The 23,793-nt window shown below is 34.4% G+C and carries 16 protein-coding genes; 12 read left to right on the plus strand and 4 right to left on the minus strand.

Annotation, left to right across the window (positions count from 1 at the left end; translation table 11 throughout):
- Positions 1–232: 232 nt before the first annotated feature.
- The 12 genes from mnmG (at position 233) to J3495_RS15635 (ending at position 20,069) form a co-directional block, all read left to right on the plus strand.
- Positions 233–2,104: a tRNA uridine-5-carboxymethylaminomethyl(34) synthesis enzyme MnmG gene (gene mnmG / locus J3495_RS15580; protein ID WP_210667466.1), complete on the plus strand. Its 1,872-nt coding sequence runs from the start codon at positions 233–235 to the stop codon at positions 2,102–2,104.
- A gap of 190 nt (positions 2,105–2,294) precedes the next feature.
- Positions 2,295–3,143 (plus strand): class I SAM-dependent methyltransferase, encoded by an 849-nt coding sequence (locus J3495_RS15585; protein ID WP_210667467.1) that lies wholly within the window; start codon positions 2,295–2,297, stop codon positions 3,141–3,143.
- A gap of 246 nt (positions 3,144–3,389) precedes the next feature.
- Entirely contained in the window at positions 3,390–3,968 is a 579-nt protein-coding gene (locus tag J3495_RS15590; RefSeq protein WP_210667468.1) for an OmpH family outer membrane protein, read from the plus strand.
- Between the two features lie 99 nt (positions 3,969–4,067).
- Positions 4,068–6,347: a helix-turn-helix domain-containing protein gene (locus tag J3495_RS15595; protein WP_210667469.1), complete on the plus strand. Its 2,280-nt coding sequence runs from the start codon at positions 4,068–4,070 to the stop codon at positions 6,345–6,347.
- Positions 6,348–6,395: 48 nt separating this feature from the next.
- Positions 6,396–7,157, plus strand: coding sequence for a hypothetical protein (locus J3495_RS15600; protein WP_210667470.1), 762 nt, complete (start codon positions 6,396–6,398; stop codon positions 7,155–7,157).
- Between the two features lie 373 nt (positions 7,158–7,530).
- Complete coding sequence (tnpA, locus tag J3495_RS15605; protein ID WP_210667471.1) at positions 7,531–7,968, plus strand: IS200/IS605 family transposase; 438 nt, start codon at positions 7,531–7,533, stop codon at positions 7,966–7,968.
- A 354-nt stretch (positions 7,969–8,322) separates the two neighbouring features.
- Entirely contained in the window at positions 8,323–9,939 is a 1,617-nt protein-coding gene (gene asnB / locus J3495_RS15610; RefSeq protein ID WP_210667472.1) for an asparagine synthase B, read from the plus strand.
- 210 nt (positions 9,940–10,149) lie between these two features.
- On the plus strand, positions 10,150–12,882 hold the full coding sequence (locus J3495_RS15615; RefSeq protein ID WP_210667473.1) for a M16 family metallopeptidase: 2,733 nt from the start codon (positions 10,150–10,152) through the stop codon (positions 12,880–12,882).
- Between the two features lie 319 nt (positions 12,883–13,201).
- Positions 13,202–15,142, plus strand: a complete 1,941-nt coding sequence (gyrB, locus tag J3495_RS15620; protein WP_210667474.1) for a DNA topoisomerase (ATP-hydrolyzing) subunit B — start codon at positions 13,202–13,204, stop codon at positions 15,140–15,142.
- Positions 15,143–15,239: 97 nt separating this feature from the next.
- Positions 15,240–16,169: a malate dehydrogenase gene (gene mdh / locus J3495_RS15625; protein ID WP_210667475.1), complete on the plus strand. Its 930-nt coding sequence runs from the start codon at positions 15,240–15,242 to the stop codon at positions 16,167–16,169.
- Between the two features lie 231 nt (positions 16,170–16,400).
- Positions 16,401–19,373, plus strand: coding sequence for a protein translocase subunit SecDF (gene secDF, locus J3495_RS15630; RefSeq protein ID WP_210667476.1), 2,973 nt, complete (start codon positions 16,401–16,403; stop codon positions 19,371–19,373).
- A gap of 81 nt (positions 19,374–19,454) precedes the next feature.
- Entirely contained in the window at positions 19,455–20,069 is a 615-nt protein-coding gene (locus J3495_RS15635; RefSeq protein WP_210667477.1) for an acyloxyacyl hydrolase, read from the plus strand.
- A gap of 331 nt (positions 20,070–20,400) precedes the next feature.
- On the opposite strand, the gene lgt is transcribed toward J3495_RS15635, so the two are convergent.
- The 4 genes from lgt to J3495_RS15655 form a co-directional block, all read right to left on the minus strand.
- Complete coding sequence (lgt, locus tag J3495_RS15640; protein ID WP_210667478.1) at positions 20,401–21,360, minus strand: prolipoprotein diacylglyceryl transferase; 960 nt, start codon at positions 21,358–21,360, stop codon at positions 20,401–20,403.
- Positions 21,361–21,425: 65 nt separating this feature from the next.
- A complete protein-coding gene (gene yidD, locus J3495_RS15645; protein ID WP_210667479.1) occupies positions 21,426–21,668 on the minus strand; it encodes a membrane protein insertion efficiency factor YidD in 243 nt (80 codons plus the stop codon).
- A 112-nt stretch (positions 21,669–21,780) separates the two neighbouring features.
- On the minus strand, positions 21,781–23,334 hold the full coding sequence (gene cysS, locus J3495_RS15650; protein ID WP_210667480.1) for a cysteine--tRNA ligase: 1,554 nt from the start codon (positions 23,332–23,334) through the stop codon (positions 21,781–21,783).
- A gap of 61 nt (positions 23,335–23,395) precedes the next feature.
- Positions 23,396–23,761 (minus strand): four helix bundle protein, encoded by a 366-nt coding sequence (locus tag J3495_RS15655; protein ID WP_210667481.1) that lies wholly within the window; start codon positions 23,759–23,761, stop codon positions 23,396–23,398.
- Between the last annotated feature and the right edge of the window lie 32 nt (positions 23,762–23,793).

The following is a 23,793-nucleotide window of genomic DNA, read 5'->3' on the forward strand; positions in this document are numbered from 1 at the left end:
ATAAAAGGATCCACGTGAAACAATATGATTTTTATAAATTTTAAAACTAAGTATGTTTCACGTGGAACATGTGTAATTCAATTTCACAAAAGACTATACAATGTTCCACGTGGAACTTTCTTATCATGGTAATTTTGTAGCTGATTTTTTTAATGGTTCCACGTGGAACAAAAGAATAATAAAATAATTCTGAGAAGTATTTTGAATGATTTTCAGAGAATAATAAAACAAAATGTTTTTAGAAGAGTACGATGTTATTGTAGTTGGTGCAGGTCATGCAGGATCCGAAGCCGCGGCAGCGGCCGCAAATTTGGGCTCTAAAACTTTATTGGTAACAATGAGTTTGCAGAACATTGCACAGATGTCTTGCAACCCAGCAATGGGTGGAATTGCAAAAGGACAGATTGTTCGTGAAATCGATGCGTTAGGAGGTTACTCTGGAATTGTCTCAGACCGAACTGCTATTCAGTTCAAGATGTTGAACAAATCAAAAGGTCCTGCAATGTGGTCTCCAAGAGTTCAAAGTGATCGCATGCGTTTTGCTGAAGAATGGAGAATGATGTTGGAAGGAACTCCAAATCTGGATTTTTATCAGGAGATGGTAAAAGGTTTGATTATTGAAAATGGAAAGATAAAAGGAATCAGAACTTCGTTGGGAGTGGAGATACGTTCGAAGTCTGTTGTCTTGACAAACGGAACTTTCTTGAATGGCTTGATTCATATCGGAGAAAAACAATTCGGTGGAGGAAGAGCAGGCGAAAGTGCTGCAACAGGAATTACCGAAGATTTGGTTGCTGCCGGATTTGAATCTGGAAGAATGAAAACAGGAACGCCTCCGAGAGTAGATGGCCGTTCTTTGGATTATTCAAAAATGAACGAAGAAAAAGGAGATATAAGACCGGATAAATTTTCATATTCTGATCTAACAAAACCATTAACACATCAAAGGTCGTGTTACATGACTTATACTTCTCTGAATGTTCACGATATTTTGAGAGAAGGTTTTGATCGTTCACCAATGTTTAACGGAAGAATAAAAAGTCTCGGGCCAAGATATTGTCCTTCGATAGAAGATAAAATAAATCGATTTGCTGATAAAGAACGTCATCAATTATTTGTAGAGCCTGAAGGTTGGAATACTTGTGAGGTTTATGTAAATGGATTTTCAACTTCTCTTCCTGAGGATATTCAATTTAAAGCATTGAGTTCTGTTGCCGGATTTGAGAAAGTGAAATTTTTTCGTCCTGGTTATGCAATAGAATATGATTATTTTCCTCCAACGCAATTGAAACATACTTTGGAAACAAAGTTAGTAGAAGGTTTGTATTTTGCCGGACAAATTAATGGAACAACAGGATACGAAGAGGCTGCATCGCAAGGTTTGATGGCAGGAATAAATGCGCATTTAAAAGTGCATGAAAAAGCACCATTAATTCTAAAACGTGATGAAGCTTATATTGGAGTTTTGATCGATGACTTAATTACAAAAGGTACAGAAGAGCCTTATCGTATGTTTACCTCAAGAGCAGAATATAGAACATTGTTGCGTCAGGATAATGCTGATTTTAGATTAACGCCAATGTCATTTGAAATCGGTTTAGCTTCGGAAGCGCGTTTGCGTCGCATGGAACATAAACTAAATGAGTCTGAAAAGATGGTTGCGTTTTTTAAAGAAACCAGTGTTTCGGTTGTAGAAACAAATCCAATTTTAGAGGCGAAAGAAACAGCTGCTATTTCGCAAGGAGATAAAATGTTTAAAGTTTTTTCTCGTCCGCAAATTGATTTAGAGGATATGATGAAATTTGAAAAAGTAAAACAATATATCGAAGAAAATGATGTTGATCAGGAAATTTTGGAGCAAGCCGAAATTCAGGTTAAATATTCTGGTTATATAGAAAAAGAGCGAAATAATGCCGATAAATTAACACGCCTAGAGGAAGTCAAAATTCCAGAAAATTTTGATTATGATAAAATAAAATCTATGTCAATTGAAGCAAAGCAAAAATTAGCTAAGATTCGTCCCGTAACTATTTCTCAAGCTTCAAGAATAAGCGGAGTTTCACCTAGCGATATTTCCGTATTATTGATTTACATGGGAAGATAAAGAATATATATTTTGTTTCAGGTTTTAAATTCGATCTTATTGAAAAGGAAATCCTGAAACAATTTTTTTATCATAGCTATACTTTAAATAAATAAAATCTAAAATAATTGTTTAATTGTTCCACGTGAAACGACTAATGATTCAAAACAATAATTTTACCAAATTCTATTAAAAAACCTATAATTAAAAAATGGACGTTTTAAATAAAAAACATTTTCTTACTGTAAAAGACCATTCTGTTTCTAAAGAAATTTTTGAGTTGTATCATGATGAAACTTTAGACATGTTGATTACTTCGCCACAACCTGAGTTACAAAATCTGGGAAAATATTACGAAAGCGAAGATTATATTTCGCACACGGATAACAAACGTTCGTTGTTTGAAAAAGCATATCATTTTGTAAAAAATATTGCACTTAAAAATAAATTAGATTTAATTAATGCAGAACAAATACAGAAAGGTAAAATTTTGGATATTGGTGCGGGAACTGGAGATTTTTTGTTAACTGCAAAAAATAATGGTTGGGAAACTGTTGGAGTAGAACCAAGCGAAAGAGCAAAAAAAATTGCGACCCAAAAAGGAATTTCTTTTGTGGACGAAATTAGCGTTCTTGAAAATAATTCTTTCGACGTGATTACGATGTGGCATGTTCTGGAACACGTTCCCAATTTAGAATTGCAAATTCAGGAATTGAAGCGTTTGTTAAAACCAACTGGAACTTTAATTGTTGCGGTTCCAAATTTTAAATCGTTCGATGCACAACATTACAAATCATTTTGGGCAGCTTATGATGTGCCAATTCATTTTTGGCATTTTTCTAAAAAAGCGATTCAGTCTCTTTTTGAAAAAGTAGATATGAAACTCACAAAAGTGCTTCCAATGAAATTTGATTCTTTTTACGTGAGTCTTTTATCCGAAAAATATAAAACAGGAAAAATGAATTACATCAGTGCGTTTTTAGTCGGTTTACGATCTAATTTAAAAGCAAGTAAGACCAAAGAGTATTCATCACACATTTATGTCTTAAAAAACAAGTAAAACGTATTTTAAGTGCATTTAAGCGCGTTTTTCATCTTAAACGAGGAGAAATATCGACTTTTTTGAGAAAATCTTTTTAACGAAAGCTATTAAAGTCACTTTTAATAGCGGGAAATTATAAGATTTTTTCTTTCGATAAATAAAAACAATATGATAAAATTTTAGCATTTTTTAAACTTTATGTTGATGCTATTTATTTTTTTATATTTTTGTCTTTAATACTTAAAAAATATAGAAATCCAAAAAATGAAAAAAGCATTAGTAATTATCGCGCTTTCTGTTTTAGCTGTTTCATGTGAGAAAGCAGCTCAAGTTAAGGAAGTAAAAACAGCTTACGTAGATACTTCGGTTTTAATGAAAGAGTACACTGAAGCAAAAGACCTTGAAGCAAAATACAAAGCACAATCTGAAGAAAAGGGAAGACAACTACAAGCTGAAATTACACGTTTTAAACAAGACGCAGCGAATTTTCAATCTCAAGCGCAGGCTAATGGTCAGGCTTGGGCGCAACAAAGAGGAGCTGAGTTGCAAAAAAGAGAACAACAATTGGGTTACGCACAACAAGCTTTAGCACAACAATTGCAACAAGACAGTGGTGTTGAAATGGATTCTCTTGTAAGCGGTGTAAAAAAATTCATCAAAGACTACGGTAAGAAAAACGGATATTCATATATCTACGGGACAGGTGATGCTGCAACAGTTTTGTATGCTGAAGAGAAATTTGATATCACAAAAGATATCATAAAAGCATTGAACGAAAAATACAAGTCTGAGCCAAAAGCTGATAAAACAGCTGTAAAAGAAGGCGAAGAGGCAAAAAAATAATACAAAAAATAACTAATTTAAAAAAACCTAAGTCTATTGCAGATTTAGGTTTTTTTGTTTTGTCAAATTTGAATACTTTCGTTTATTAATCCACGCCTCATGCAAACCGTTTCAGAAGCAGCAGCTTACACCTTACAATTTATTAATCAAACGCAAAAATCGATTTTCCTGACTGGAAAAGCAGGTACTGGAAAAACGACGCTTTTGCGCGAAATTATCAACACCACACACAAAAACACAGTGGTTGTGGCACCAACCGGTATTGCAGCTTTGAATGCGGGCGGCGTTACGATTCATTCTATGTTTCAACTGCCGTTTTCTGCTTTTATTCCAACGTATGAAGAGAGTTCACAATTTACAGAAACGGTAAAATTTGAAAATAAGGAAAGCCTGCGCAGACATTTTAAAATGAACAATGTCAAGCGAAATGTGATCCGCAACATGGAATTGTTGATTATTGATGAAGTGAGTATGTTACGTGCTGATTTACTGGATGCTATCGATTTTATGATGCAAACGGTTCGTAAAAATACGCGCGCCTTTGGTGGCACTCAAGTGCTTTTTATTGGTGATTTATTGCAGTTGCCACCTGTAATTCGGGATGAAGAGTGGCGAACTTTACGCAATTATTACAAAGGAAAATTCTTTTTTCATTCGCATGTTATTCAGCAAAATCCGCCGATTTATATCGAATTGTCTAAAATTTACCGACAAACAGATGATGTTTTTATTTCGGTTTTAAATAATCTTCGTAACAATCAGATCACGCCCGAAGATATGCAGGTGCTTAACCAATATGTTCAGCCCGATTTTGATTTAAAAAACAACAAAGGATACATCACGCTGACTACGCATAATGCAAAAGCCGATTCTATTAACGAACAGGCTATTAAGGACTTGGCGGGTAAAGAATATGCTTTTCAGCCTTTTGTGGTCGGTGATTTTCCTGAAAAAATTTACCCCGTTGAAGAAAATCTTTTATTGAAAGTAGGAGCTCAGGTCATGTTTGTAAAAAATGATGCCGGTTTTGAAAAGAAGTTCTTCAACGGAAAAATGGGGGTGATTAAGTCACTGGCGAGTGAAGAAATTTTTGTACACTTTCCAGAAGAAAATAAAACCATCGAGGTCGAGAAGTACGAATGGAAAAATATCCGATACAAAGTAAACGAGCATACCAAGGAGATAGAAGAAGAAGTTTTGGGGACGTTTGCGCATTATCCGCTCAAGTTAGCGTGGGCGATTACAGTTCACAAAAGTCAAGGTTTAACTTTTGACAAAGCTGCGCTCGATGTATCGCAAGTTTTTTTACCTGGACAAGCGTATGTAGCGTTGTCGCGTTTGCGTTCGTTAAATGGGCTTATTTTGCTTTCTAAGATGCAGATGAATGGTATTTCTAACGATCAAGACGTAATGGATTATGCTTTGAATAAAGCTTCAGAAGACGTTTTGAAGAAATCCCTGCACTTCGAAACCAAAAATTTTATTCATAACTATTTGATTAACAGTTTTAATTGGACAGATTTGGCGCAAGAGTGGCGCAACCATCGTTTTAGTTACAATGAGAATACACCAAGTTCAGAAAAAGCCAAACATGCTGTCTGGGCACACAAACGACTGGAAACGATAGAATTGCTTATTGATCCCTCGCAAAAATTCATTCACCAGCTTAATAAAATTTTCAATAAAGAAACGGTCGATTTATTTTTTGTGAAAGAAAGGGTAGAAGCGGCCTATGATTATTTCTTTAAGCCAATGGACAGGCTTGTGACCGATTTAATTGAAAAAATGGCAGAAATTCAAAACTTTAAAAAAGTCAAAGAATTTTATGAAGAACTGGCTTTTTTGGATGATTTGCAAACCAAAGCCGTGTTGCGCTTGATGAAAGCAAAATTACTTATGGAAACAGTGGTTTCTGGCGAAGCAATTTCTAAAGAAAAGCTGTCATCTTCAGCCATCAAAAATTTCAAGTTGGATAAAATTGCGAAGATTCGGGAAGAGTTTAATATTAAGAATAGTGATATTTTTAATTTGAATGAACCTGTTACGAGATATGTTTCGAAAAAATTGGATAAAAATCAGTCAAAAACGGTCAAGAAAACAACTGTCGAAGAAACATATGATTTGTGGGTGGAGAAAAATTCGGTTGAGGATATTGCCCGAATTAGAAAACTAACCGTACAAACCATCGAAATGCATTTGGTTAAACTTATTCAGGCTAAAAAAATCGAAATTTCAGATGTGTTGCCTTATGATAAAATTCTGGCGCTTAGAGATGCTTTTGAGTTTTACCAGGAAGAATCATTAAACGGTTTGAAAGAAAAACATGGTGAGGAATTTACTTGGGACGAATTAAAAATGTTCAAAGCGAGTTTAAATTAAATGTTGATTTTTAAGTTTTTAAAATATTATTAAACTAATTGAAGCTATATGAAATTTAAAATATTATTTTTTGGAGTGTTGTTTTTTTGTTCGAATTTGATCTTGGCTCAAGATTTGAAACCCGAACAGCAAAAGTTTATAAAAAGCTTTATCGAAAATGTAAAAAACAGTAAAAAAGAGGCAATTGCGGCAATGGTTGTTTATCCTTTAAAAAGGGAATATCCCATTCCAGCAATTAAAAGCAAAGCAGAATTTGTAAAAAGATATACCGAAATCTTTGATGCAGATTTGATCAATGAGATTTCAAAATCAGATCCCGCAAAAGATTGGTCACAAATGGGATGGCGCGGAATCATGCTCAATCAGGGAACGATTTGGATGACCGAAGAAGGTGAGTTATTTGCTGTAAATTATCAATCGAAGTTTGAAGCTAATTTAAGTACCAAAATAATTACCGCCACAAAAGGGAAGTTACATCCATCAATTGCGAACTTCGAAACGCCTGTTTGTATTTTAGAAACCAGTAAATTTCGTGTTAGAATTGATGATTTGGGCAACGATAATTACCGTTATGCTTCATGGCCGTTAAAAAAAGCAATGAGTGAAGAACCTGATTTGGTGATTACCAACGGAAAATGGTTTCAGGACGGAACAGGCGGCAACCATCATTTTGATTTTAAAAAAGGGCAATATCTTTACGAATGTTACATCGCTCCATTACGCGAAAAAGGAGCATCACCGGCTAGTTTGACGATTTATAACAATGAAAAAAAGATCCTTTCTCAGGACGCCAAAATAGTATCAGAATAGAGATGGAATAAAAAAATCCTAATCGGTTGAGATTAGGATTTTTCGTTAATTAGTATGATTTTTTAAAGTCATCTAGTTCTTTTTGTTCTTCCAAAAGCTTAAGTTCCAATTCATGAATATTAAGTTCCTGCTTTGTTGATTTAATTTTTAATTTTTTAATATCTTCTGCAGAACCTTTGCTGTTAGTTATTTTTTCTACTAATTTTTGATTTTCGGTTTTTGCTTTTTCTATCTTTTTTTCTATCTTTTTAATGCTTTTTTCAGAGCGTTCAACATTTTGATGTTGTTTGTTTATTGGTCTCAGATTCGGGTTTAAAACCCTGCAATTTATTGCAGTACTTTAGTAATGCGAAAAAATCTTTATCTTTAGATTATGAGTACAGATATAAGAAAAGGTTCGCATACAGTAAGCAGATTAACCTGTCATGTTGTTTGGGTTACCAAGTATAGATTTAAAGTTTTGAAAGGCGATGTTCAAAAGCGTTGTCGTGAACTTTTAATACAAATATGTGAAGCAGAAGGTATTGAGATTTTAAAAGGAGTTGTGAGTTCAGATCATGTGCATATGCATATCGAATATGCGCCAAAGCAGAATGTCAGCACAATTTTGAAAAGTTTAAAAGGAAGAACATCACGAAAGTTGCAAATGGAATTTCCAGAACTTCAAGCCCGCTATTGGGGTCAGCATTTTTGGGCAAGTGGCTATGGAGTTTGGAGCATAGGAAATATTACCGATGAAATGGTAAATGATTATCTAGAACATCACAGAAGAAAAGAGGGAGATGATAATTCAAATTTCATTCTTGAATGAAATAGAAAGAGGGACTTTCAGTCCCTCGTAAAACAAACCTCTGCACTTTCAGTGCAGAGTGGTTTAGTTTAGAATTAGTTATATGTATGAAGGACGTTCTCTATTTGAGGGCGTTTTTCTTGCTTTATAAAATGTTAATTTTTGATTATTGCAAGACTTTAGTTATATTTTTTTGTAATATTTTAACTTTCTTTTTTATATTTGGCTTTGTTTAAAGAAAAAAGTTAAATTGTTAAGATTCATACGCCCCAAGTAAGAAAACACAAGATTTAGTAGTTTATTTAGCTGTATATTATAAGATTTAAGCAATTTTTGATAATAGTTAGAATAAATAAATAACAAAAAAAGAATAGTATGTCTGGATTATTGGCCGTTATTGGTAAAGGAAAAGACCCGCAACTTGTAAAAGAGCTTTCTGAAAGAATGGCGCATCGAGGTCCTGATGAAAGTGATTTTCATATTATGGAAAATGGCAGTATTCTTTGTCATGAGAGTTTGTCTATTATCGATTTGCAATCGGGTAAACAGCCTATTCAGGGAACCAGTAAAGCTTGGATGGTGCATGATGGGGAGATTTATAATTATCAGGAATTGAAAGACGGCGTTTTAAAGGAACATACTTTTAGAACAAAATCAGATTCAGAAGTCATCGTGCATTTGTACGAAGAATTTGGATATGATTTTTGTAATAAACTAGATGGAGATTGGGCTTTTGTCATCATGGATGGAGATGAGTATATGGCAGGAAGAGATCCTATGGGAGTAAAACCATTGTATTATGGTCTTGATGAGAGAGGAAGAATTTATTTTTCATCAGAAATGAAACCGATTGCAGATCAATGCAAATCGTTTTCTACTTTTCCTCCGGGACATTATTATACAGGAAAATCAGGTTTTGTAAAATATTATGATCCCGAATATGAAGATTATGAAAATGCTACTCAAGAACTTGATTTAGCTCTGATAAGATCAAGTTTAATCGAGGCTACCCGTAAAAGATTGATAGGCAATGTGCCAGTTGGCGTGTTGCTTTCTGGTGGTTTAGATTCGTCTTTGACTTCTGCAATAGCAGCAAGATTATTGGCAGAAAATGGCCAAAAATTGCAGTCTTTTTCTATTGCATTAGATGCTGATGCGCCCGACGCAAAAGCAGCCAGAAAAGCAGCAGAATTTTTAGGAACAGAGCATCATGAAGTACATTTTACGGTTGCGGAAGGTGTTGCTATTTTAGAAAAAATTATTTTGCATATCGAAACGTATGACGTGATTTCTGTTAGAGCAAGTGTTCCGATGTATTTATTAGCGAAAGTAATTGTCGAAAAAGGAATAAAAGTAATTCTTTCCGGCGAAGGAGCTGATGAAATTTTTGGAGGACATTTGTATTTTAGAAATGCGCCCTCTGCAGAAGATTTTCAGAAAGAAACCATCGAAAGAATTCAGAAATTGTTTACTGCCGATTTGCTTCGAGCAGATAAATCGACAATGGCTTTTGGTTTAGAAACGAGAGTTCCGTTTTTGGACAAACAGTTTTTAGACGCAACAGTTCGCATTAAACCCGAAGAAAAACAACCAAAAACATACGATGGTGTAGAAAAATATATCTTAAGAAAAGCATTTGATACGCCGGAAGATCCTTATTTACCTGCTGAAATTTTATGGAGACAAAAAGAACAGTTTTCTGATGGAGTGGGCTATAATTGGATTGATGAATTGATCGAATATTGTGCGACACAAGTTTCAGATGAGCAATTGGCTGGAGCAGCAGCAGAGTTTCCGTATAATTCCCCAACAACGAAAGAGGCGTATTTATACAGATCTATTTTTCATAAATATTATCCACAACTTAGTGCGGCTCAAACCGTACGAAAATGGATTCCGAAATGGCAGGAAAACCTTGATCCGAGCGGACGAGCCAATGCTGCCCATGTAAAAGCAGATACAGAAATAGCAAAATCGAGTGTAGCGGTTTAGAGGAAAATTTTTAACTTCACGACAACCTTAGTTAATGATAAAATCCGAGACAACATTTTAAATGTTTGTTTCGGATTTTTTGTTGATGTAAATCTAAATTAAAAGTTAAAATTCTAGATATCAATCGCAAGTTTTCGGATGAATTAAGAAATATACTATATTTGGTTAGTTCAAAAAACCAAATAAACAATCAATCAAATTAAATAATTTATGAAGAAAATACTACTTAGCGGAATTTTGTACTGCTCTTTAGGGGCAATAAGTACAGTTTATTCGCAAAAAGCTGAAGCTCCAAAGTACATTACCAATGTAGAGGGTACCAAAGAATATATATTAAGCAATGGTTTAAAAGTGCTTCTTATCCCTGACGCATCTCAGAGTAATATGGTTGTAAATATCGTTTACAATGTGGGGTCAAGACATGAAGGCTATGGCGAAAAAGGAATGGCGCATTTACTAGAGCACATGCTTTTCAAGAGCACCAAAAATCTGGGCGATATAAAAAAGATGCTTTCTGATAAAGGAGGAAATGCAAACGGAACTACTTGGTTAGACAGAACCAATTATTATGAAATTTTTCCTTCCAGTGATGAAAATTTAAAGTGGAGCATTGAGATGGAGGCTGACAGAATGCTCAATGCAACTATTCTGCAAACCGATCTTGATAAGGAATTTTCTGTTGTAAGAAATGAGTTTGAGATAGGGGAGAACAGCCCAGATGGTGTTTTGACTGAGCGTATTCTTTCTACAGCATATTTATGGCACAATTACGGTAATAGTACCATTGGAAGTAAAGAAGATATCGAACGAGTAAAAGCAAGCACACTAAGGGTTTTTTACGAAAAATATTATCAGCCGGACAATGCAACTTTGATTATTGCAGGTAAATTTGACGAGCAAAAAGCCTTGCAATACATCGGACAATATTTTGGATCTTTAGAAAAACCTAAGAGAGTTTTATCAAAAACCTACACGATTGAGCCTGCTCAAGATGGTGAGAAATTTGTAGAGCTTAACAGAGCAGGTGACAGCAAAAATATTGGTGCTTTGTACCACACTGTTCCTTATGCAGATAAAGATTATGCTGCACTTGACGCTTTGGGCGAAATTTTAACCTCTGATCCTTCAGGTTATTTGTATAAATCTTTGGTAGAAACTCAAAAGATTTCCAGTATTTATAATTGGCAGCCAACTGTTAGAGATGCTAGTTTTATGTATTTTGGTGTAGCGGTGCCTAATGATAAGGATGTTAAGGCAACAAAGGATTTGGTACGTGCAGAACTGGATAAAGTGGGTACAACAAAATATACAGATGAGGATGTAAGCAGAGCCAAGGCAAAGATTATCAAACAAATTGAAAGTATAAAAAACAATACAATCAATTATGCCATTAATTTAACCGAAATTATTGGAGCGGGAGATTACAGATTAGGTTATTTGTACCGAGATGCAGTTGAAAAACTAACCAAAGAAGACATACAAAGAGTTGCAGAGAAATATTTTAGAAGCAACAATAGAACGGTTGGAATATTTATACCTTCTAAAGACGAACAAAGAGTAAAAACGGTCGAATACACCGATGAACAGTTAGTGGCTTTGACCAAAGATTATAAAGGAAAAGCTTTAGAAAAAGAAGTTGCTGCTTTTGAATCTTCTATTTCGAATTTGAAAAAAAACTTAACAGAAGGAACATTGAGCAATGGTGCAAAATATGGTTTGATTAAAAAGGAAATTAAAGGAGGAAAAGTTCAGGCGAGTTTTATTTTTCCGGTAAGTAATGAAAAAGATCTTGCGGGCAAAAGTGATATTGGAGGTATTCTTGCTCAGCTGATGAAAACAGGGACTAAAACGAGAACCAAAGAACAAATACAAGATAGATTAGATCAATTAAAATCGAGTGTGAATTTTAATTTTTCAGGTCAGAATTTTGCATTAAATATAAATACTTACAAAGAAAGTTTTAAGGAAGTGATGGAGATTGTAAGCGATTTATTGGTCAATGCTACTTTTCCTGAAAACGAATTGACAAAAACGATCAACGAATACAGTACGTCTTTGGAGTCTAGTTTGAATGACCCGCAAGCAGTTGCATTTACAGAAATTTCGAGACAAACTTCAAAATATCCTAAAGAAAGTATTTTTTACACAGCGACAATTGCAGAACAGATCGAAGCTTTCAAAAAAATAAAGCAATCTGAGATTGTAGATTTTTATAAAAATATTTTAGGAGGAAATAATGGAGTGGGTAGTGTAATTGGAGATCTTGATGGTAAGAGCACAGTAGCGATTCTTGAAAATACTTTTGGTAAATGGAACTCAAAATCAAAATATGAATTGGCCAAGCCAGTATTTTTTGAAACCCAAAAAATAGATAAAGATTATGTTACGCCAGATAAAGAAAATGCTGTAGCAACGGGTAAAATAAGCTTTAAAATGGACAGAAAAAGCCCCGATTATCCTGCATTTGTAATGGCTAATGAAATAATAGGAAACGGAGGTTTTTTGACTGCAAGAATTCCGATGAGACTTAGAGAAAAAGAAGGTATCAGTTACGGAGCAGGTTCATTTATTGATGTGCCTATTAGCAATGATGTTGCTTTTTGGGAATATTATGCTTTTTTAAATCCTACTAAAAAAGGGGCTGTAGAAGCCGCTACTAAAGAAGAAATTGCAAAAGCGTTGAAAGATGGATTTACAGAAGAAGAATTAAAAACCAATTTGGTAAGCTGGCAAAACGAAAGAAAAACCAGATTAGGAAACGATAATACGTTGATGAGCCTCGTTAATTCTCATCTTCAGTATGGTGTGCCGCTAGAAGATTATGATGCTTTAGAAAGCAAAGTAAAAGCCTTAAAAGTTCAGGATGTCAATGCTGTTTTGAAAAAATACATCAGTCTTGAAAAAATGACTTCTGTGTATGCGGGAGATTTTACTAAAAAATAAATTTTAGTTTTTTTATAAAGAACAGAAATTCCAACTTCCAAATGAGGTAATTTCTTAGAATCCGAAACTACATTTCAAATGTTAGTTTCGGATTTGCTTTTTGGGGTAATTTAAAGTTATGATTTTGACTTTTGATAATAAAAAATTGAAATTCAAAATGGATTTCGATATAGTCCTTGTAATTTGCTTTTTTTATTGACTTTTTTTGATAATATGTTAATAACTTACCTGCTTTAAATTGTATTTTGGCACATATATAATTTGCGTTTTTATATATTTGCGTGTTAGACAATAATTACATTTTTTTAGAATAAATTATATGAGCGAAGAAATCAAGAAGAACAATTATTCAGCAGATAGTATTCAGGCATTAGAAGGAATGGAGCACGTAAGAATGCGTCCATCAATGTATATTGGAGATGTGGGAGTTCGAGGGCTACATCATTTGGTTTATGAGGTTGTTGATAACTCGATTGATGAGGCGATGGGCGGGCATTGTGATACCATAGGTGTTGCAATTAACGAAGACGGTTCTGTAACGGTTGAAGATAACGGTCGTGGTATTCCAGTTGACTTACATAAAAAAGAAGGCGTTTCTGCATTAGAAGTTGTAATGACCAAAATTGGTGCAGGAGGTAAATTTGATAAAGACTCTTATAAAGTTTCCGGAGGTTTGCACGGTGTAGGGGTTTCGGTTGTAAATGCCCTTTCTGTTCACATGAAATCTACTGTTTTTAGAGACGGTAAAATCTACGAACAAGAGTACGAGAGAGGTAAAGCAATGTATCCGGTAAAACAAATTGGCGAAACGGATAAAAGAGGTACACGTCAGACTTTTTATCCGGATGATACTATTTTTACGCAAACAACAGAGTTTTCGTATGATACTTTGTCGGCTCGTATGCGTGAGCTTTCTTATTTAAATAAAGGAATCACCATCACATTTACAGATAAAAGAGAAGTGGATGAAAAAGGCGAATTCAAAGTGGAAGTTTTTCACTCTGATGAAGGTCTTAAAGAATACATTCGTTACTTAGATGGTAACCGTGAGCCAATTATTTCTCATGTGATCAGCATGGATCATGAAAAAGGCGAAATTCCTGTTGAGGTAGCTTTGATTTACAATACAAGTTACACAGAGAATATTTTTTCTTATGTAAATAATATCAATACACACGAAGGTGGAACGCATTTGCAAGGTTTTAGAAGTGGTTTAACAAGAACCCTTAAAAAATATGCTGATGCCTCCGGAATGTTGGATAAATTAAAATTTGAAATTGCTGGGGATGACTTCCGTGAAGGATTAACAGCGATTATTTCGGTAAAAGTTGCTGAACCACAATTTGAAGGACAAACCAAAACAAAATTAGGAAACAGAGAAGTAGTTTCTCCGGTTTCTCAGGCGGTTGGAGAAATGTTAGAGAATTATTTGGAAGAAAATCCAAATGATGCCCGTATCATTATTCAAAAAGTAATTTTGGCTGCTCAGGCCCGTCATGCGGCTAAAAAAGCGCGTGAAATGGTACAGCGTAAAACCGTTATGGGTGGCGGAGGATTGCCTGGAAAACTATCAGATTGTTCTGAACAGGATCCTGCAAGATGCGAAGTTTACCTTGTCGAGGGAGATTCGGCTGGAGGAACAGCGAAACAAGGTCGTGATCGTGCATTTCAGGCTATTTTACCTTTGCGTGGTAAGATTCTGAATGTTGAAAAAGCAATGCACCATAAAGTATTCGAAAACGAAGAAATTCGAAATATTTTTACGGCACTTGGTGTTACTGTTGGAACTGAAGAAGACAGTAAAGCATTGAATCTTTCGAAACTGCGTTATCATAAAGTAATCATCATGTGTGATGCCGATGTCGATGGTAGTCACATTTCTACCTTGATATTAACATTCTTCTTCCGTTTTATGAAAGAATTGATCGAAGAAGGTCACGTTTATATTGCAGCACCACCTTTATATTTAGTTAAAAAAGGAAACAAAAAAGAATATGCATGGAATGATGTTCAGCGTGATCAGGCCAACGAAAGAATGGGTGGAAGTGCCGCTATTCAACGTTATAAAGGTCTTGGAGAGATGAATGCCGAGCAATTGTGGGAAACAACCATGGATCCGAATTTTAGAACTTTACGTCAGGTAACTATCGATAGTTTGGCAGAAGCCGACAGAGTTTTTTCTATGCTAATGGGTGACGAAGTACCACCACGTAGAGAGTTTATCGAGAAAAATGCAGTTTACGCAAATATTGACGCTTAAAAGTTGTAACCGTTTGTTTGTTTAACCGTTGAATCGATTAATCAAATAGACGATTAACCAAATAAACATAAAAAAAATAACCGATAAAGTATAAAATATGAAAGTTACCATTGTAGGAGCAGGAAATGTTGGAGCTACGTGTGCAGATGTTATTTCTTATAGAGGAATTGCAAGCGAAGTAGTGTTGTTGGATATTAAAGAAGGTTTTGCCGAAGGGAAAGCATTGGATATTATGCAATGTGCGACCAATACCGGTTTTAATACCAAAGTATCTGGAGTAACCAATGATTATTCTAAAACTGCCGGAAGTGATGTGGTAGTTATTACATCAGGAATTCCAAGAAAACCAGGAATGACCCGCGAAGAACTAATAGGTATTAATGCAGGAATTGTAAAAACAGTTGCCGAGAATGTATTAAAGCATTCGCCAAATACCATTATTGTTGTGGTTTCTAATCCTATGGATACGATGACCTATTTGGCCCTTAAATCTACAGGATTACCAAAAAACAGAATCATCGGTATGGGTGGAGCGTTAGACAGCTCACGTTTTAGAACGTATTTATCTTTGGCTTTAGATAAACCGGCAAATGATATTTCTGCAATGGTGATAGGTGGTCATGGAGATACAACTATGATTCCGCTTACACGTTTAGCATCTTACAATGGTATTCCGGTAACAGAATTCCTTTCAGAAGATGTACTTCAAAAAGTAGCTGCCGATACGATGGTAGGAGGAGCCACACTTACAGGTCTTTTAGGAACATCAGCTTGGTATGCGCCAGGTGCTTCTGTAGCATATTTGGTTGATAGTATTTTAAATGACCAAAAGAAAATGATCGCTTGTTCTGTTTTTGTAGAGGGAGAGTATGGGCAAAATGATATCTGTATAGGAGTTCCTTGTATAATTGGTAAAAATGGAGTGGAGGAAATTCTTGATATTAAGCTAAATGACCATGAAAAAGCGTTGTTTGCTAAAAGTGCAGATGCGGTTAGAAGCATGAATGATGCTTTAAAATCCATTTAAGTATAACGAATTTCGTAAAAAAAGGAAAAGGCTGCACTTTTGCAGTCTTTTTTTTGAGATTAATTAATAAATAAATTGGTTAATCTTTTCGAGAATTATATATTTGCTCGGTTTAAAAAATATGTGGTGATCCGTGATCTGGATTTTTAGTTTTAAAAACTCATGTCAGGGCTTATTTTATGAGGCTTTAAAACAAAACAAACAATAAAACTTAATTAATTTTTAGTAATAATGCAGAATAAAGGACTTATTAAATTTTTCGCAATTCTATTTGCATTGGTAAGTATTTACCAACTTTCGTTCACTTTTGTGGCAAATAATGTCAAAAGTGAAGCCAAAGCCTTTGCAGGAGATAATCCTGATAAAGAGCTAAAATATTTAGATTCTATTGATAAAGTATCAGTGCTAAATTTAGGTTTTACAAACTTTACTTATAATGAAGTAAAAAACAAGCAAATCAATAAAGGTCTTGACTTAGAAGGAGGAATCAATGTAATTCTTCAAATTTCTATTAAAGATGTATTGAAAGGATTGTCAAACAATTCTAAAAATCCTGTTTTTAATAAATCTTTGGCAGATGCAACAGCAAATTTAGAGGGAAATAAAACTTATTTAAATAAATTTTTTGAAGCTTTTGAAGCCAATTCTAAAGGAACTACAAGATTAGCAGATTCTGATATTTTTGCTAACAGAAGTTTACAAGGTGAAGGCGGAATCGATATTAAAATGAGCGATTCTGAAGCGCAAAAAGTAATCAAAAGAAAAGTTGAGGAGTCTATCGAAAGTGCTTACAAAGTATTAAGAGAGCGTATCGACAAATTTGGTGTTACACAGCCTAACATTCAAAAATTAGGAGAAACCGGAAGAATTTTAGTTGAGCTTCCTGGTGCTAAAGATGTTGATAGAATTAAAAAATTATTAGGTGGTAAAGCGCAATTAGAGTTTTGGGAAACCTACAAAATCGAAGAAATTGGTAATTTCTTAGGAGCTGCTAACGAAGCTTTAAAGAAAACTGAAATCAAAAAAACAGAAACTCAGCCCGTTGTTAAAGATTCATTGAATGCTTTATTGACAGATACTAAGGATTCTGCAGATGTTAAAAAAGGAAATAATCCTTTGTTTGATAAAATTATAATGAATGGTGGTGGTCCAATTTTAGGGTATTTTGCACCAAAAGATACGGCAACTATCAATGCTTATTTTAAGAGACCGGAAATTAGAGTTTTATTGGCTGTTGATCAACACAATGCAAAATTTGTATGGAGTAAACCAACTACCATTAAAGATGCAAAAGAAAAAGATGTTGAGGTAGTAGAATTATATGCTTTAAAAGGAAATAGAGACAATGCTCCGGCAATGAGCGGTGGTGTTGTAACAGATGCAAAAGATACTTTTGACCAATTAGGAAAACCTGCTGTTTCTATGCAAATGAACAGCCAAGGTGCGAGAACTTGGGAAGAATTAACAGGAAGAGCTTTTTCTCAAAAAGGATATATTGCGATCGTTTTAGATAATATCGTATATTCTGCTCCAGGAGTTACAAGTGGTCCAATTGCAGGTGGAAGATCTGAAATTACAGGTTCTTTTGATGTAGCTGAAACTAAAGATTTAGCCAACGTATTAAACGCAGGTAAACTTCCAGCTTCTGCAGATATTATTCAATCTACTGTAGTAGGGCCATCTTTGGGTCAGGCTGCAATTGATGCAGGTATGACTTCTTCAATCGTTGGATTCTTATTGGTATGTATCTGGATGGTATTTTATTATGGTAAAGCAGGTTGGTACGCAAATCTTGCATTATTATTAAACTTACTTTTCTTGTTCGGAATTATGGCAAGTTTTGGTTTTGTATTGACATTGCCAGGTATTGCGGGTATCGTACTTACGTTAGGTACTGCGGTAGATGCGAACATTATTATTTATGAAAGAGCAAAAGAAGAATTGCGAGATGGTAAATCTTTATCTGAGGCTGTTGCCGCTTCATACGGATGGCACGGTGCAATGCGTTCTATTATTGATGCCAACGTTACCCACGTATTAACAGGAGCGATCTTGTTTATCTTTGGAACAGGTCCTATCAAAGGTTTTGCTTTAACATTGCTTATTGGTATCGCAACTTCATTGTTTACATCAATCTTTATTGCTAGAATTTTTATCGATAGAAATATCGCTGGAAAGGGAGATTTGACTTTCTCAACTTCAATTACTAAAAATTGGTTTACTAATTTCCACTTTGATTTTATTAAAGTTAAAAAATTCACTTATATCTTCTCTTCAATTGTAGTAATTGTGAGTTTGATTTCTATCTTTTTCGTTAACGGATTAGATCAGGGTGTTGACTTTGTTGGAGGAAGAACTTTTCAGGTAAAATTTGAAAAACCAGTTGATGCAACTGTAGTTTCAGACGAATTATCTGCTGCTTTCGGAACTCCTGTTGAAGCTAAAATTTTAGGAGATGACGATCAATTAAAAATTACTACAAAATATAAAATCAAAGAAGATGGAGTAGCGGTAGATAAAGAAGTAAACGAGAAATTATATGCTGCTTTGGCAAAATATTATCCAAATACTTCTTATGAGAAATTCATCAATTCTTATGATGGTAAACAAGTTGGAGTATTACAAGCTTCTAAAGTAGGAGCTTCTATCTCTGAAGACATCAAAACCAACTCATATTGGGCAGTACTTGGTGCAATGGCGGTTATTTTCTTATACTTAATGATTTCTTTCCGTAAATGGCAATATTCATTAGGTGCGATTGCGGCGGTTGCGCATGACGTAATCTTTGTATTAGGAATCTATTCTTTATGCTATAAATTTATGCCTTTCCACATGGAAATGGACCAGCACTTTATCGCAGCAATCCTTACCGTTATTGGTTACTCTATGAATGATACCGTAATTGTATTTGATAGAATTAGAGAGTTTATCATTGGTAATCGTAAAGGTAGTTTTGAAGATATTGTAAATGCTTCTATTAATACTACATTATCAAGAACGTTGAATACTTCATTAATGATGATTATCGTTTTATTGACAATGTTCCTTTTTGGAGGAGAATCAATAAGAGGATTTATCTTCGCTATGTTGATCGGTATTGTGGTAGGTACTTATTCTTCATTATTTATCGCAACACCCGTTTTGGTTGACACGATTTCTAAAGACGACAAGCATAACATCGAAGAGAAACACAAACAAGCATAATAAGCAAGTTTATCAAGATAGAAAAGAGCCAACGAAAGTTGGCTCTTTTTTTTGTTATCTTTAGTTTTGTAAATACCACTTATGAATAGAAAATTACTTTTAGCGCTGCTGTTTCTTTTTACTCTTCTAAAGCTTTCAGCGCAAGAAAAGAATAACGCTTTTAAAATAGGTTTTAATTTTGGTTTTGGTAGTGAGTTTAATAACAGAAACTACACGTTTACGAATCATTTTTATAAGATGCAATTGTATTATACTTTGAAGGAAAAGAAAAACTTTCAATATGAAATTTTAGTTCAGCCGGAAGTTAATTTTGGTAAACATCAGTTGCTTAATTTTTATTTTGTTCAGCCATTTGAACCTGATTATCTCGAAAAAAGAGAGCGATTTACCAAACTAAAAACCGTTCATGAATATGTTTTAAACCTCGGATTTCTTATTCGAAAACCTATTAGCAAAACTTTTTCTTTTTATGTTTTAGGAAGTATTGGTCCTATGATTACTGATACTGAAACAGAGAGGATGTCTGAAGGTTTTGCTTTTGCGGATGTTTTAGCCGTTGGTTTTTCAATAAAAGCAGATAGATTTCAATTTGATTTTCGTCCGAGCGTAAGACATGTTTCTAATGCTGGTTTTAATGATAAAAATGCGGGTTATAACACTAAGAATATTGAATTGGGTGTATCTTATGGTTTGTGAGTTTTTTAAATCATATAAGTTATATAAGGGGGGGTGTGAAAAATCGTCGATGTATGACGAAAAAAACTTAAAACAGATTTTACAAAAAGTGATTTTAAAAATTTACCATAAAAAATAGAATACTTATTAAACTAAAAGGTCTTATGAATGATAGATTTCTAATCTAGCCCCGATGGGAGTGATATCCTTTTGCTGGCTGCGGCCAGCCAGGAAAAGATATAGCGTACAGCGGGACTAAATGCTATTGTGAAACGTTTGGTTCTGCTTCTTAGTTAAAAAAAAACGCCCAATACGTTAAAGATATTGGGCGTTATATATTTGATAAAATTTTTTACGAATTCGCGAGAGGATTTTTATGTGCTCTAATGATAAAGAAAGCTCCTATGAGGATAAATGGAATACTTAGCCATTGTCCTGTTGAGAATAAGCCCAACTCGCTTTCAAAACCGCCTTGACTTTCTTTTACGCTTTCTACAACAAAACGAACTACAAATAAAAGCACCAAAAACAACCCGAATAAATAGCCTGATTTAAGTCTGGCATTTGTTTTCCAGTACAGAAAGTACAAGATTGCAAATACAAATATATAACAGAAACCTTCGTACAATTGTGTGGCATGTCGTGCTGGAACTTCGGCCAAAAGATTTGCAAATTTAGGATCGGTTGCAATGGCAGTGTAGGCCTCTTTTGGATCTGAAATTCCTGTCGCTTTTACTGCATCGGCTTTGCTAAAATGATCGTGAAGAAAACGAATTCCGAATGAAGAAGTAGTTTCGTTTCCGATGATTTCAGAATTCATAAAGTTTCCTAAACGAACGAAAACTGCGCCACTCGCAACTGGAATTACAACTCTGTCTAAAATCCAGATTAAAGGGCGTTTTAAGATTTTTTTACTGTAATAATACATGGCTACAATAATAGAAATCGCTGCTCCATGACTTGCTAAACCCTGAAAACCGGTAAATTCCCAGCCTTTTATAAAGCCAAACAGTGATGAACCGGCATGTTCTCTAATTGGTAAAATGATTTCAATAAGGTGATTTCGATAATATTCCCAGTCATAAAAGAAAACATGTCCTAAACGAGCTCCAATTAAGGTAGCAAGGACTGTCCAAACAAATAAAGAATCTAGTTTTTCAAGAGATTCGTTTTCGCGTTCAAAAATCTTTTTCATCAGGTACCAGCCTAATCCAAAAGCAATTACGAACATTAAACTGTAATAACGAATCATAAAAAATCCCAAATCGATTCCTTCAGAAGGGTTCCAGACCATGTTTAAGGTGTGTGTCATGTAGTATTATTTTTTTATTGATTGTAAAAATAAATATTAAAAGCAGAGTTAGTCTTTATAAAAAGTTAATGTTTGTGTAAACATTTCTTTTCGGGAACTGGGTCGTAGCCTGTTCTTCCCCATGGGTGGCAGCTCAAAATACGTTTGATCCCCAAATAACCACCATAAAATAATCCGTGTAGCTGTAAAGCCTGAATCATGTAGCTGGAACAGGTAGGTTCAAATCGGCATGACGCTGGAGTGAAAGGCGAAATGGCACTTTGATAAAACCGAACCAACAATACAAATGGGTATATGAGGAATTTCATGATTTAAGATTAGTGATTGTTGATTTATGATTTTAGATTTTTTATAATGGTAATTTTAAACATATAAATTTATTCATTCTGAAATCAAAAATCGTTAATCAAATATCTAAAATTAATTGACACTAAACGAAGTTCCTTCTTTTCCGTCTTTCAACTGGATACCTAAGGCAATCAATTGATCGCGTATCTGGTCAGAAAGTGCGAAGTTTTTATCCGCTCTGGCTTGATTTCTCATTCCGATAAGCATATTAACTACGCCTTCTAGTTTGTCGTTATTGCCGTCAGCAACGTTTTCATCACTCAAACCCAAAACATCAAAAACAAAAGCATGCATTGTTGAGGCAAATAATTTTAAATCTTCATCATTTAAAGATGCTTTTTGGTCTTTTATTAAATTAACAAAACGAACACCTTCAAATAAATGTGCAATGAGGATTGGCGTATTGAAATCATCATTCATAGCTTCATAGCAAGAATTTCTCCAAGTATGGATATCCAAATTGTTTTCACCCGTGCCAAATATATTTGAGATTAGTATGTCTGTTTTTAGTGTGTGGTTTTTGAACTCTTTTGGTTGCTCAAACTTTTTTATTGCTTCTTTTAGTTCATCTACAGCTTCCATCAATCTTTTGTATCCTTTTTCGGCAGCTACAATAGCATCATCAGAAAAATCTAAAATACTGCGGTAATGCGCCTGCAACATAAAAAAACGAGTTACAGAAGCCGAAAAAGCTTTACTTAAAATAGTATTGTCACCACTTAAAATTTCGCCGGGTAAAATATTATTCCCTGTCGATTTTGCCATTTTCTTACCGTTTAAAGTAAGCATATTGGCATGCATCCAATAATTTACCGGAGACTGACCTGTACAGGCTTCGTTTTGAGCGATTTCGCATTCATGGTGAGGGAATTTTAAATCCATTCCACCTCCGTGAATGTCAAAATGATTGCCTAAATATTTGGTGCTCATTGCAGTACATTCAAGGTGCCAACCTGGGAAACCATCGCTCCACGGAGAAGGCCACCTCATAATATGCTGTGGTTCTGCTTTTTTCCAAAGAGCAAAATCCTGAGGGTTTCTTTTGTCAGACTGACCATCAAGATCACGTGTATTGGCTAGCATATCATCGATATTTCGACCGCTTAAAACTCCGTAATTTTTGGTTTCGTTATATTTTACAACATCAAAATAAACTGAACCGTTGGCTTCATAACCAATTCCGGTAGCAATGATTTTTTTGATGATTTCAATTTGTTCAATAATATGTCCCGTTGCAGTAGGCTCAATACTTGGAGGTAAAAAGTTAAAAGCTTTCAAAATTTCATGAAAATCTACCGTATAACGCTGTACCACTTCCATCGGTTCTAATTGCTCCAAACGTGCCTTTTTGGCGATTTTGTCTTCGCCTTCATCAACATCATCCACGATATGACCCACGTCTGTTATGTTTCGCACATAACGCACTTTATAGCCAAGGTGTAAAAAATATCTAAAAATCACATCAAAAGACATAAATGTTCGCACATTTCCCAAGTGTACATTGCTGTAAACCGTAGGTCCGCAAACATACATTCCAACATTTCCTTCATGGATTGGATTGAAATTTTCTTTTTCGCCCGATAACGAATTGTATATTTTCAGAGATTGAGATGTATATAAAGGCATATGTTTCTGTTGTTTAATCGTGATTTTGTCTAATCGTTTAACCGTTTGGATCAATTAAGTTTTATTCTTTTGAAAGATAGTATTTTTTTAAGCTATTTATTTGATTACAAATTTTTTCAATTTTTTCTCTACATTCTGTGTATTCCAAATCAGATAAATAATTGAGATCTTTCGAAATAATTAAATGATTTAATGTTTCCATTGCTGACGAGTATGAAATTGTTAAAAAGTGTGCTTTGTCTTTATTAGTGTTCCGAGATGTTCCCTCTGCTATGTTTGTAGCTATTGAGGATGAACTTCTTTTTATTTGAGAAGTAATTCCGAACAATTCATTTGCTGGAAATTTACTAGTCAATTTATAAATATCCAATATAAACATTCTCGAGTTTTGCCAAACCTCTAGCTTTTCAAAAGAAAAAGTATACATGCTTTTTTATTTATTTGTTAAATCGTTTATTT

The organism is Flavobacterium geliluteum (assembly GCF_017948595.1).
GTDB classification, from domain to species: Bacteria; Bacteroidota; Bacteroidia; order Flavobacteriales; family Flavobacteriaceae; genus Flavobacterium; species Flavobacterium flavipigmentatum.